This window comes from Sphingobacterium sp. ML3W (assembly GCF_000747525.1).
GTDB lineage: Bacteria > Bacteroidota > Bacteroidia > Sphingobacteriales > Sphingobacteriaceae > Sphingobacterium.
This window is the reverse complement of the sequence record NZ_CP009278.1, coordinates 2,317,726-2,332,226: the sequence shown is the minus strand read 5'-3', so window position 1 is coordinate 2,332,226 and position 14,501 is coordinate 2,317,726. Positions and strand designations below refer to the sequence as shown.

General features: G+C 39.5%; 7 protein-coding genes. 1 reads left to right on the top strand and 6 read right to left on the bottom strand.

Translation table 11 applies throughout. From position 1 onward, the window contains the following. Positions 1-7 precede the first annotated feature (7 nt). The 4 genes from KO02_RS09920 to KO02_RS09905 all read right to left on the bottom strand — a co-directional run bounded on the left by KO02_RS09920 (position 8) and on the right by KO02_RS09905 (position 9,203). On the bottom strand, positions 8-3,133 hold the full coding sequence (locus KO02_RS09920) for a SusC/RagA family TonB-linked outer membrane protein (protein WP_038697956.1): 3,126 nt from the start codon (positions 3,131-3,133) through the stop codon (positions 8-10). A gap of 426 nt (positions 3,134-3,559) precedes the next feature. Further along, a complete protein-coding gene (locus KO02_RS09915) occupies positions 3,560-4,636 on the bottom strand; it encodes a glycoside hydrolase family 43 protein (RefSeq protein ID WP_038697954.1) in 1,077 nt (358 codons plus the stop codon). Positions 4,637-4,644: 8 nt separating this feature from the next. Continuing rightward, complete coding sequence (locus KO02_RS09910; protein WP_038697952.1) at positions 4,645-7,224, bottom strand: alpha-L-arabinofuranosidase C-terminal domain-containing protein; 2,580 nt, start codon at positions 7,222-7,224, stop codon at positions 4,645-4,647. Positions 7,225-7,241: 17 nt separating this feature from the next. Continuing rightward, positions 7,242-9,203, bottom strand: coding sequence for an alpha-L-arabinofuranosidase C-terminal domain-containing protein (locus KO02_RS09905; RefSeq protein WP_038697950.1), 1,962 nt, complete (start codon positions 9,201-9,203; stop codon positions 7,242-7,244). 599 nt (positions 9,204-9,802) lie between these two features. Here KO02_RS09905 and KO02_RS09900 point away from each other — a divergent pair. Continuing rightward, positions 9,803-12,190, top strand: coding sequence for a glycoside hydrolase family 127 protein (locus KO02_RS09900; RefSeq protein ID WP_038697948.1), 2,388 nt, complete (start codon positions 9,803-9,805; stop codon positions 12,188-12,190). Positions 12,191-12,875: 685 nt separating this feature from the next. Here KO02_RS09900 and KO02_RS09895 read toward each other — a convergent pair. Beyond that, the gene (locus KO02_RS09895) at positions 12,876-13,808 is read right to left on the bottom strand and encodes a hypothetical protein (RefSeq protein WP_038697946.1); all 933 of its coding nucleotides are present in this window, start codon (positions 13,806-13,808) and stop codon (positions 12,876-12,878) included. Between the two features lie 262 nt (positions 13,809-14,070). Next, complete coding sequence (locus KO02_RS09890; protein WP_038697944.1) at positions 14,071-14,394, bottom strand: MazG-like protein; 324 nt, start codon at positions 14,392-14,394, stop codon at positions 14,071-14,073. Between the last annotated feature and the right edge of the window lie 107 nt (positions 14,395-14,501).

Here is a 14,501-nt window from a genome sequence, read left to right as displayed (position 1 = left end):
ATTTTCTTTAAAATGTAACATTAAACCCAACCATAACTACGCGCTGTTGCGGATATACTACGGCTGCTGCTGCTTCGATCTCTGGATCGATCTGAAATTTTTTCACGTTATCAAAAGAAAACAGATTGGACGCATTGGCGTAGATGCGGATTTTCTCTGCTTTTATTTTTTTCACTAAACCAGTAGAAAAGTTGTAACCAAGCTCTAGGTTTCTGATTCTTAAATAACGAACATTGGTTAACCAAAAGTCGCTGTTTCTACTATTGGGACCAGAATTTCCATTTCTTAGTGCCGGATAATAACCTGCAATCCATTCACTATTTGGATCATAAGGATCGACACGATGCCAGCGATCCTCCAATAGATATGCTGGAGAATTACCGCCTCCGTGAAAGGCATTACGCAGTTCGTAATCTTGAAACCAAGACTGTACCGTACCCCCAGAAAAATCAACATTCATGTCGATACCTTTCCAGTTCAACCCTATCCTTCCACCGAATGACATAATTGGAGCCCAACCTGTTGGGTAGCCGATAGGACGTTCGTCCATACCATTGATTACACCATCACCATTAACATCTTTATAGATAAAATCTCCCGGCAGTTGCGTACGATTATTCGCGCCATCATTGTTGATCGGATGATTATTAATTTCGTCTTCCGACTGGAATCGTCCAACCACTTGATAACCCCACCAAGCACCACCCCAACGGTCTTCGGCCGAACTCCGGTACTCATTCCACGAATTACTGAATCTTGGTTTATAAGACTCGAGATTCTTAAAGCGTGAATAAGTAAGATTAGCACTCACCACATAGTTCAATTCACCGATCTTATCCGTATAGGTAATGATCCCTTCAGCACCGTAATATCCATTTTTACCCAAATTTTCATTAGGAAGGTCATATCCAATTTCTACCGGAAGTAGAACATCGTATTTCTTCCCTGGAAATCCAGTTCGGATAATCTTAAAGGCATCGGCCGTCATGGTCAATTTATTGTCCAACATCCCCACATCGACGCCAATATTATAGTTGGTGTTTTTCACCCAAGAAAGTTTCCTTACTGGTAAACCACGAGGCTGTAAACCAGGTACGTAATTCCCGTCCAGTACGGCATCGCCCGAAGCCCAGTTGTAACCAGCTAGATAGCCATGCATACCCACTCCTTCTTCCAGGCCGGTCTGCCCGATAGATGCACGGATCTTCAGGTCATTAACCACACTTTTTAGGGGTTTAAAGAAGTTTTCATCAGAAATCCGCCATCCGAGAGAAGCACCAGGAAAAAATCCCCAGCGGCGATCATTATAATACAGATACGAACCGTCGTATCTTCCCAGTAATTCAAGTAAATATTTCCCTTTATAATTATAGTTCAATCGACCGATATATCCGGCACGAGCTTGATAATCCCAGTTATCCCCAAGCTCATTTAATTCAGAAAGACGCAACAGCGGGATATAATTATTGGATGGATTTGCTCCAAGCGTCTTCATCGTTCTCTCCCAATCGGAACGTTCGTACCCGAGTGTACCCGAGAAAGAATGATCACCGATCTGCTTGTTATAATCAACTAAGAACTGCGCAAAACGGGAAACAATATCCCTATTGGTATCATAGCGCCATCCTGAACGACTTCCTCCAGTAGCTTTATATTCATTATCTTCAAAACGGTATACATCATAGGTATATTGAAATCCATCGAACTTATTATTCGTGTAATTGTAGGAAACTGTTCCTTTAGCAGAAAGACCGAACTTGGTTTTATAAGAGGCAAATAAATTTACATTTCCAGCTAAATATCTATTGTCTTTATAACCTGCAATATCACGGTCAAAAACAGCGGGATTGTACGCAAAATCATTGGTGTGTGTTGGGTAATCTGGATTATCATTTACATAGGGTGACACCGTAGGTCTGTTTTTGAACATGGCCAGAATCGATGAAAAGTAGCCATCTCCCCCAGGCAAACCAACATCTTGTGTCCCCTCATGTCTTCCTGAAATCTGGGTACCTACTGTTAAACCCTCCAAAACCTGGGCTTCCATATTGGCCTGTAGATTGGTTCTTTTATAATTAAAATCCTTAATCATCGCATCTTGAGTGAGATGCCCTATCGATAGAAAATAATTAGACTTATCACTACCTCCTGTCACGTTGGCACTGATGTTACGTTGCGGAATATTCTTGCGAATAATCATATCGTAATAATCATAGCTTTTATATCCAGGATCTGTCCCCATTTGCCATTTTGCAAGCTCATCTGGGGTGTAGACCGCATTCGGATCTTTTCCCTCATTTTGGGCAGCTTCCACTAGCCCGAGTGTATATTGTGCGGCATTTGCCAGATTAGGAAAACGTGTTAAATTCTGCCATCCCTGATATCCATTGATATTGATTTTTGCCTTTTCACCTTTATTTCCTTTTTTAGTGGTGATTAAAACCACCCCACCAGATGCTCTGAATCCATATACAGCGGCGGCAGCATCCTTCAAGATGGATATACTTTCAATATCCTCCAGATTCAGGGCATTAAAGATATCCGCACCAGAACCATTTTGAGTTCCTACCCAGTCCGTACCTGTTTGACCACCATAAGCTACTCCATCGATGACATAAAGTGGATTACCCATATTACGAATCTCAAGCGCTGCCCCTCTTCCTGGACGAGCATCTTTACCACGTACAGAAATACCCTGTACCTTACCCGCTAATGCACCGGCTGCAGTTGTTGAAGAAGAACGCACAATATCCTCCGATTTAATATTACTTACGGCTCCTGTAATATTTCGCTTGGACTGCGTTCCGTAACCCACCACCACCACCTCTTCCAAAGATTGATCACTCGTTTCCATAGTAACAGAAAATTTGGTTTCATTACCGATCGCGACACGCTGTGTTTTGTATCCAACATAGGTAATCAGTAGGAAGCCTTTTCCATCATTCAATTGGAAACGACCATCATGATCTGTACTTGTAATTAAATTGGGCATTCCTCCAACAAGCACACTGGCGCCTACGATCGGCTCTTTGTCCTTATTTATTACCTGCCCCGTAATTTTGGTTTGTGCATATGTCAATAAGGGCAATAACCACATAAAAACATATAAAAAAAGAATTTTTTTGTTTTTCATAATTTAGTCGTTTTCGATAATTGGTTTCATTTTTTTAAAATTCCGTTCAGGTTAAAACGGTTCATGAGCAAAATCAGATGACATAAGCACCAGAACTTTTAAAATACTGAAATGTAAAAACCATTATTATTAAATGTTAAACATACACTTAAAAAAAGTGACAAATTTTTTTATCCTTGATAAAAAATTCAAGCATAGTATTAGGAATCCATAGTCTCTAATTAAGGTGAAAAAACTATATTGGTTATAATTGTATAACAAATATAAAAAAATAAATGTAAAACAAACATTTATTTTTTTTATATTCATCAAACACGCTATCCGAACAAAAATCATCAACACAACAGCTTGTACAATAAGGATATACAAACCAAATAAGTTTAAAATCTTGTTGAATTTTCAAAAATAAAACAAAAATTATACGCTTTAAAACCCAGAAGGAATTCCAAATTTATCAGTCAGTTTTTGCAACTCAACACTGGTTATGGGCATGACCGAACCATGTCTGGGAGTAAACTGACCGTGCAATGGTGTATTTTGAACAAAAGTAAAATGCGATAGATCTGAGCTTTTACAAAACTGATAATAGCCCTCCGTGTAACAGTCATACATTAGTATGTACTCATCCGAATCAATCAGCTTGAACACACTGGAACCCTCAACAGGTTTATGTTGATCCGGATTGAGGTGACGGTATTCTGCACGATAGGGTCCTGTCACATTTTTACTTAGTGCTCGCATCACCCCACTCCTGGTCCGTAAACCATTATTGATCGTAGATAAGCCCTCATCCTTAAAAAATAACACGTATTTCTTTTTCTGTTTATCATACACAATATCACCATCAATAGCTGCCGTTCCAAAATCAAATAAAAGTTGAGGCGTACTGATATCCGTGAAATCTGCATTCGCATACGAGTAATAGATTTTAAAATAAGGCTGTTTTTTATCTCCTACGGCATACTCCCAGTCATGTCTACCTATAGAATAATAGATCATGTATTGTTGTTTGTCATTGTCCCAAATGGTTTGCGGCGCCCAGACCGCGTGTAAATTATCCTGATCAAATCCTTCCAAATCAGGAAACCGCGTTGGAAAATCAATCGCTCGATGTTCCCAATGGATTAGATCGGTACTTTTCATCAGGATAATACCATCATTGCTTTGCCAGCCCTCGCTTGAGCGCATATCCGTCAGCACCATATAGAACGTTTTTCCATCTTCAGAACGCATGATATGGGGATCGCGAATACCCTTTTTTAAAGCAATGCTATCAGATGCAATAACCGGTTTCCCCTCATTCAAGGGCTGATAATTTAAACCATCTTTGCTTATCGCATAACGGACCTGCTCGCCGTCTGGACTATTGTCAGAAAAATAAGCAAACAGATAAGCTACTGGGCCAGGTTTTGAAGCTATACTTTGTTGTCCGAATGCTGTGATTCCCATCAATATTGCCACCAATAGCAATGGCCATCGGATTATAATGTGTATCTTTTTCATGTTACTACTTATTTTTGAGCAGGTATGCGAAAAACGGTGAACGAATAAGGAGACAATTTGCAATTTTCCAATTGAAGCGTAGTCCGCACAGGTTTAGCTGTTCGGTCTGCCGGTGCACCTGATATAACAGTTGCATGTACCTCTTGCCCTGTAATACCAATCGCCGAAAGATCAAGTTCAAGGTCAATTGCAACAGGCAACAAATTCACCAGTTTCACGATAATATCACCCGATTTAGCGTCGCGGACGATTGATTTTCCAACTCGTTTACGAACCGCTTCATCTTGATTTGACAACTGTAAATCACTGAATAGATAGGTATGCCCAGCATGTTGTCCAAATGCTTGTTGAATATAATAACCCACAGTAGGTTTCACCGTTGTATTATCGAAATAGATCAGATCAGGAGACCACTGCGTATTACCTTCTTTTGCTAGTAGAGGTGCATAAGAAGTCATCGTAACGATATCGGCATTCCGCTCCACGTTACACAAGTGCAGTGCCTCGGCCAATGCTGTTTCAATTGTACTGGCACGATCAGAAAGATGCGCAGCATACTCTCCAAGATATACCTTAGCCTTCTTGCGGTCATAACGATCGTAAAAGTCCTGATTATGGATAAACCATCCTGGAGGATTGTAGTAATGCTCATCAATTAAAGGAACCTCCAATTTTGTTGCCAACTCCCACCCTTCCACATAATCCGATCCTTCGTAAAAAGGCCCCGCTGTACCAATAACCTCAACATCAGGATATTTCTCTTTTACAGCTTGATAGATCATAGTAAAGCGTTCTTTGAATATATCAGTAATCAAATCTTCATTACCAATACCTATATATTTCAAGTTAAAAGGAGCAGCATGTCCCGCTTCAGCACGTTTCTTACCCCAAAAAGTTTTACTATCTCCATTGGCATATTCAATTAAATCCAAAATATCTTGAATATAATCGCCCATATCTTCCATAGGAATACCACACTGCTGTCCACCAAGTTCGTGACCATGATGTCCCGAATTTTGGCATGGTACACCTGCCGCCACAACAGGTACAGGTTCTGCACCTAAATCTTCACAAAATTGGAAATATTCAAAATATCCTAAGCCAAATGACTGATGATATCCCCAAAGATTACGCTGTGGCTTTCGTTGCTCCAATGGTCCGATCGTATTTTTCCAATGATAGATATTATCTATACCATCACCATGAGCTACACAACCACCTGGAAAACGAACAAAACGAGGCTTCATATCAGCAATAGTGGTAGCAAGATCTGCTCTCAGTCCGTTATCTCTATTTCGGAAAGTATTTTTTGGAAATAACGAGACCATGTCCATATCGATTACGCCATCGGTTGAGTAAGCAATCACCAATCGAGCATCTGGAACGGTTGCATTTCCGACCATTTCCAATTTGTACTGTTCCCATTTTTTAGCTATTTTTTTTGTTTTCGTTTCACCAATAGTAATCCCCTTCCCATCTACCAACCGAATTATCAATTGCCCAAATTGCCCAGATTTTGTTCGAGCATATACCGAAAATTTATAGTGTTCGCCTTTCTGGATAGAAATACCACCAAATCCTTCATTAACAATCCCAGCCCCATTTTTAGCATGCATGCTCACATAGTGGCGGTTATTTTTGTGAATTGGAGATAGCGTATCAATCGCAAGAATCGTTTCACTATTCGTGGTACTCCAGGCAGTCAAACTGTTCCATTCTTTTCGGTCCATAGAAGAGTATTCAAATCCCCTATTCTGGATCAATTCTGCATATAATCCACCATCAGCTGCATAATTGATATCTTCAAAAAATGCTCCAATAAGCAGATCACTAATCTTCCGTTCAGCAATATGTTCATCTAATTTTAGTTTTCCTTTCAGAGCAGGTAAATCAGCAAAGCGATAGCTATCATCCGCCATTCGCTCACTGTTCAACTTTGCTTTATAAGCATCCAATTGCTGTTTTTTAAGCAGATTTTCAAGTGTTTGCCAAGCAACTTTATGAACCGTCCCCGTATAGATTCCATCTACTAGACGTACCTCTACTTTATTGTTTTGCACATCCGTCACTTTCTTAGCTGCAGAAAATGTTTTAAAATCCTTTGTTTCTACAGCATAATATCCTTGCACACTCCGATCCGTCTTCCAGACGACTTGGTAAGTACCAGTCGTTTTGTTGTAATCTATTACAGGACTGAGGCAATTGCCTCCTGCAGATACCAAAGGATAGGACTGGCTTTCCCATTGAATCAAATCGCGCGATGCACTGTGTGCAAAAGCACCATCTTCTTTATTCAAACTCCAGACACAATGCCAAGTTCCCGTTGGAGATAAAAACAAGAAAGGATCAATCATCTTTTTTTCCGATCCCCATCGACCATAATCAGACCGTAAGAAACTCGCTTCAGCGCCAATGCTATTCCATTTCTTCTTGTCCAGGCTCCATGCAAAATGCAAGCCATTATGGTGGTCATTCTTTCCCGAGCTATAGGCAAAAATATAAGCCGAATCTGGTTCATTAGCATACAACGATGTATGTCGTATCAGAAAGAAAAACAATAAACATGTATAAATAAGCTGTTTTTTCATTAGCATAAAAATTAATATTATTGAACGCCCAGCTTGATGACCGTTAAGGAGTAAGGTGCAAACGTTTCTGCTATCTTTTTCCCTTTATAGTTAACTTGTTCCACTTTGGGCTGTATTTTCAATGGTTCTTCAAAACTTGTCGATATACTCAAGTCTGCACTTGCCAATGTCGTTTTCACAGCGGCTTGTTTCAGTTTTTTCTTCGAGTTGATATCAAAATTAACCTGTACCGGTTTACTATTATAATTCACAAATTTAATGATCAGTTCCTTCGTAGCACTGTCATAAACAGACGATGCGAATAAACTATCTTTACCTGCTACAGCAGCTCCATTCCATTTAATAGGTATGATATCCGTACCCGTATTGGTTGAATACAATTTTTGCACTTGATAACTAGGTGTTCCATATGCATTTAAATTATCCACCCAGATCAAATCTGGAGTCCATTGCCAACCGTCGACATGACCAAACAAAGGTGCATAAGAGGCCATTTGTACCACATCGGCATTACGCTCTAGGCCCGTTAGAAAAGCGGCCTCCGACAACGCTGCCTCCCAAGTACTACGGCCAGGACCATTAGGTCTGGTCGTATGTGAAGCATATTCTCCAGCAAATATTTTTGGACCCTTACGGTCATAATCATCATAGCGGGAAGCACTTGACAAAAACCACCCCGGTGGTCGGTAATAATGCTCATCAATGATATCGATGTTCATATCACGCAGCTGCTCATCCAAGTAGGCAAAACGTTCTCCATCGGGATCAGTCCCTGAACTTGCAATAATGGCGATCTCTGGATGTTTTTCATTTAAAATCTTTTTAAACGCAGCTAAACGTTCTACATACTGAGGACCCCAATTTTCATTACCCACACCTAGCATTTCCATATTGAAAGGAGCCGGATGCCCCATGTCAGCACGAAGTTTACCCCAGATCGTCGTCACATCGCCATTGGCAAATTCAATCAGATCCAAGGCATCCTGAATATACGTATCCAACTCATCCATCGGAACAAGTTCTGCCGTATTGAACTGGCAGGCCATCCCACAATTTAAGATGGGTACTGCCTTAGCATCAATATCTTCAGCCATTAAGAAATATTCATAAAATCCCAATCCAAAAGTTTGAAAATAATCAGGTGCCGGTCTGTGCTTAAATTCCGTATTCCAACGGTTGATGATCAATTCACGTTCCTCGATCGGACCTACTGTTTTTTTCCATTGGAAACGACTCGCTAGATCCCTGCCTTCCACAATACAACCTCCTGGAAAACGAATGAATCCAGGTTTCATATCTGCCAATAGCTGGACCATATCCTTACGCAGGCCTTTAGGTCTACTTTTCCAAGTCTCCTTCGGGAAAAGAGAGATCATATCCACTTCCGCATCGCCCGCTCCTTCGATCCAGACATTCAACTTACCTTTAGCAACGGTCTCTGAGGCCGTAAACTTTGCCGAGCCACTTTGCCAATCACTTCCACTAGACAATGTTAATTCACTTGATCCAATCACGTTATCCTGTTCATTCAACAATTCGACACGAATGCGCATTCCAGCAGTAGCATCTTTAAAAAGCAGCGAAAATTCATACTGCTCCCCTTTCTTGATTCCCATACCACGAAACCCTTCATTTTGCACACCAAGTTGTAGACCCTTTGGATTATGAATCTTCAATGACCGCGGATTTCCTTTTCGTTTACTGTTATTTACAATCAGAAAAGTACCCTCCGGTTCTTTGGTCAGTTTTTTCCATCCCATCCAAGGTTCGTTAAACTCGAAAGATCGGTTTTTAACCAATTCAGCATATATCCCACCATCGGCACCCATATTAATATCTTCAAAGAATACACCCCACATTTCTTGCGACATCATTCCAGCTGATTGGTCAAGGTCCACTTTAAAACTTACAGGGGTCTGTGCAAATAAAGGCGTAGATCCCGTAAGCATAGCTGCTAGTAATAGCTCGATTTTTTTCATTGTATATTATTTTATCATAAATTATTTTATCGTAAATCTATATTCCGATTTTGTGATATTAAGTCTGTTCTGGTTTCACCACCGTAGAAGCAAGTGTAGGATGAATTGGTGCATCCGGATAATGCTGTGTTTATATGAAGTCTGTTGACAACAGCAAGCCAATGCAGTTGTCAATAAGCTGACACCAATCATCAAGGCCAAAGTAAAAGCAAAAGCTAATCCCACAACCTAATCCCGTAATCTAAGCCGATCACATAAGCTTTATTCATTATTGATTGTTTTGGTTTATAATATTGGTTCATATTATATTACATATAAAAACACCTACATTAATCTAGCATAAGATTAGGTTTTTAAAGTAATTAATGTCAAATTAACATTTATTTTTTAAATAATGAAATTTTAACTTTTTTTTTTCGTTGATTTGTATTGAAAAATCATGTCCTTTTCAAGATACCAGCCTAGCGGGTCCCTGAATGGCTAACCAGATGTGCTCACGCACAACACGTTTTTTTTGACCATCTAAATAAATGACTGAGCAACATTTCACATGTTGAACAGACAACTTGTTACATATAAATACCTAAACCAGAATTGTTATGACGCTAAAACGAATCTTTTCATATTTTACATGCGTAGTTATCTTTACGGGTACGTTATCGGCCCAGACAAAACCACAATTGACCTATTTTGAACTGAAAGATGTTCGCTTACTTCCAAGCCCCTTCAAACATGCCGAAGATCTTGATTTAAATTATCTGCTCACCTTAGATGCAGACCGTTTGTTGGCTCCATTTCTTCGTGAGGCGGGTTTACCACAAAAAAAAGAATCTTATACCAACTGGGAAAATACAGGTTTAGATGGCCATATCGGCGGACACTACCTCTCCGCTCTGGCTCATATGTATGCTTCAACAGGTGATGTACAGATCAAACAAAGATTAGATTATATGTTGTCTAATCTGAAAAATTGCCAAGATGCCAATGGCAATGGATACATCGGTGGAGTTCCCGGAGGAAAAACCATCTGGGAGGAAATCAAAAAGGGTAATATCCAAGCTAGCGGATTCACGCTGAATGGAAAGTGGGTACCTTTGTATAATATACATAAAACTTATGCTGGCTTACGAGATGCCTATCTCCTAACAGGTAACCAGGAAGCTAAGGATATGCTGATCAAGATGACGGATTGGGCTATTACTCTGGTACAACAATTGTCTGAAACACAAATTCAGGATATGTTGCGAAGTGAACATGGCGGACTCAACGAAACTTTTGCAGATGTTGCTAGCATCACACAAAACCCAACTTATCTGGCACTTGCACGCCAGTTCAGTCATCATGAAGTTTTAGACCCTTTAATCAAACACCAAGATAAACTTACTGGACAACATGCCAACACACAGATTCCAAAAGTGTTGGGATTTAAAAGAATAGCAGATCTGGCACAAGAGGAAACCTGGGCAGATGCTGTCCATTATTTCTGGGAAAGTGTCGTAACGCAACGTTCTATCTCTTTTGGCGGCAATAGCGTCAGTGAACATTTTAACCCGACCAATGATTTCTCAAAGATGATACACAGTATTGAAGGGCCCGAAACCTGCAATACTTATAACATGCTCCGTCTAACAAAAATGCTCCATCAAACCGATCCACAAGGCCGATATCTGGATTATTACGAACGCAGTTTATATAACCATATCCTGTCCAGTCAGCATCCTGAAAATGGTGGATTTGTCTATTTTACACAAATCCGTCCAGGCCATTACCGCGTCTATTCACAACCCCATACCAGCATGTGGTGCTGTGTCGGCTCGGGTATCGAGAATCACGCTAAATATGGAGAAATGATCTATGCGCACAAGGAGGCTGAGCTTTTTGTCAACCTATTTATTCCTTCTCGTTTAAACTGGCAAGAACAAGGAGTCGAAATCATTCAGGAAAATAATTTCCCAGAGCAAGCAAGTACCACCTTACACATTCATCCGAAAAAGCAAGCGGCAACTTTTACTTTGCATATCCGCAGACCCGCTTGGTTAACGGAAACGCCAACGGTCAGGATCAATGGAAAAGTCCAAAAGACTAATTCAGAAAAAACAGACTTTATCTCCATCAAGCGGACATGGAAAAAAGCAGATCGCGTCGAAATCGAACTCCCTATGGGTATCCATACCGAGCAGCTGCCCGATCGCAGTAACTATTATAGCCTGCTTTATGGTCCTATTGTATTAGGAGCCCGTACAGCAACTGAAGCATTACCCGATTTACTTGCCGACGATAGCCGTATGGGGCATGTCGCAAAAGGCGCACAAGTACCATTACGTGATTTACCTATACTAACTAGTGAAGCGTCAGCTATTCCTAGTTTAATCAAGCCTATTGAAGCAAAGCCGCTACATTTTACATTATCGGGACTACGCTTAGGTAAGGAAAACATAAACATGGAACTAGAACCATTTTATAAAATCCACGACAGCCGATACATCATCTATTGGCCACAAGCAACAGAAAAACAGTTGCAAGGTATACAGGAAAAAATGGAGGTAGATGAACAAGAAAGCTTACGTTTAAATGCCCTCACAATTGACAAAATAGTCTGTGGTGAGCAACAACCAGAATCCGACCATTTTATTCAACAAGAGCATAGTCATGCTGGGGTATTTGACGATACTCGCTGGCGAGAAGCCGATGGCTGGTTTAGTTATACTTTAAAAAAACAAGGTAACACCAATGCAGACATTTATATCAAATACTTAGACGAAGAAAGTCCACGTTCCACAGAAATCTTGATCAACGGTGTTGTCATTGGTAAATTAATATCACAACCGACCGATAAAGGAGTTAAAAACAATTTAATACACTTGAAACAAACCTTATTAACTCAAGAGAAGTTAACTATTACAATAAGAGGAGCCGATCAAATCAAAAGTCATAAAATTCTCGAAATTCGTATACTCAAACAACAGTTGTACAACACAATAAACTAAAGGTATCAGAAAATTAAAAAATTACCCAACCAACTCTTCCAATAGTTCATCATGGACCAGACTTGTTCTTTTGGTATCATGGCTTGGGCCTAATCCGTGTATAGCTTTACAGTTTTCTGGAAAGCTATACGCGAATTACTTTACTTGTCACTTCCTTTACTCCTTCACTGCGTCACTTCGTAACTCTGTCACTCCTTCACTCTGTCACTTGTTAACTTCTTAACTCCGTCTTCGTCACTTCTTAACACAGTCACTCCTTCACTATGTTACTCCAACACTATTTGTTACTCCTTCACTTGTCACTCCTTCACTATGTCACTACATTACAGCCGAAGGCTTATCCAAAAGGCCTAACATTCCGACTGCGTTATTGAACCGACTAAGGGGCGTATAAAATGAATTTCTGTCTGAGTGAAACGAGTTTAAATTCATTTAGCCTCTTTGAGGTAAAATAGCATCAAGGAATGCAGCCTTGACTTTTGTCAAACTTTGTGTCAAGACAAACGTTTGTCGCCCTGTGCCGGCGAAAGAGGCACAAAAAAACTACCGTCACTACATTACAGCCGAAGGCATACTACTATGGCACACAGCCATCCCTGCGCAAATACTTATTCTAAAAAAGAATTGATATCAACAAAAAAAGGTGACCAAAGGCACCTTTTTTTAATATTAACTCAGTAAAACTTTATTTCAATTTTTCGACTTGCTCAGGTGTCAGTGATAAAATATCACAAATCATCGCTACATCAAAACCACTATTCAACATTTTAGTAGCTGATTCGAACTTTTCGGCTTCCAACTGCTTGATGCGTACCGCCGCTAATCCACGTTCTTGCTCCTGTCCCTCTCGTTTAGCCTTATCCAATAAATATTCACGTGTACCCATTGTTGTGCTCCTTCCTAATTTTGTTTCGATTTCTTGTTCAAATTTAATAAAAATTTCTTGATCTTCAAAACTAACATAATAAGCCAGAAAATCATAAATACCCTGACGTGTAGTCTTTTCCATATCTCTTTTCATCATCTGATCGTAAAGATCATGTTTGATATCCTTAAGTTCTTGGTCAGTCGCATTATTATTGATTATAGCCAAAAATGCCGTTAATACCACAACAGCAAATGGATTCGGATTAGACCGTAAATCTTCCTCATTTTGACTTAGAATCTTATAGTAATTGAACTCATACCGTAAAGTCGTTCCTAAAAAACTTTGTTCATACAACTTTGGATTATATTGTTTATTCTCATCAGTCAATATCGCTATGGCACAAACTGGCACCTGATAGCGATCTGTGATTTTATAATAATATTCAAACATCCGTTTTTCCAAATCATCATTACCCTTATTAGACTGAACCTCGATATGACAAAAGATAAATTGCTCACCTCCACCTTTCATATAGACTTTTACTAACTTATCGACAAACCTTTTCCCTTTATTACTCTTTTCTGGCGGAAATAAAGTCTCAAACTCTTTGTCGAGATATTCAAAAGGTTTATTCAAGTCAAATAACAATTCAGCTTCGGGGAACATAAATCGGAGGAAATCTGCAAAAGTCTGTTCCAGTATCGATTTCCACAAGGGATCATCAACACGTCTTAATTTGTACTTTACCATAACTCATAGTCAACTGATTAACAAGAGCTAATATAATGATAAATTATCAATAATACTAAATATGATAGCTTTTAATCCCAATTAATTTAGCATTTAATCACTAACCTATTGTATTCATACTTATTCCTTTGTCTTCCATAAGTACAAGAAATATCTACAAATTATACCCGATAAGGTATAAAATAGAGGAATTAATCTTTTTTATACCCTTTCGGGTATGAAATATCAAAAACAAGACAAAAAATACCCTATCGGGTATAAGTTACTTTTTTAATGCTGTCTCTGTTTTGGTTAGAAAATTATTAACAGCATCTTGTATATTAATCCCGGACCTTTCTGCCAATACAATCAACCACCAAATATTTTTACCTAGTTTATGCTCCAGATCAGCTTCAGAACCACTTTTGGGCCAGCGTTGCTGTTGCGCCATTATATTTCGCCCTACCAATCCAGCATCAGTCAAATAAGCAAGCGCATCTTCCTCTACAGTCCATTCGCTTCCATGATGCATCATCTCCAGCTCGTGGTATTTTTCTCTAATCGCTACGGAGCGACCAATGATTTCTTCAAAATTATCTTTACTCATGATTATATACTTTTATACTATTGAATTTGAAATCAACACTCCTTTACTTCGTCACTAAATTACTCCTTCACTAAGTTACTTCTTAACTCCTTCACTTCTTAACTCAG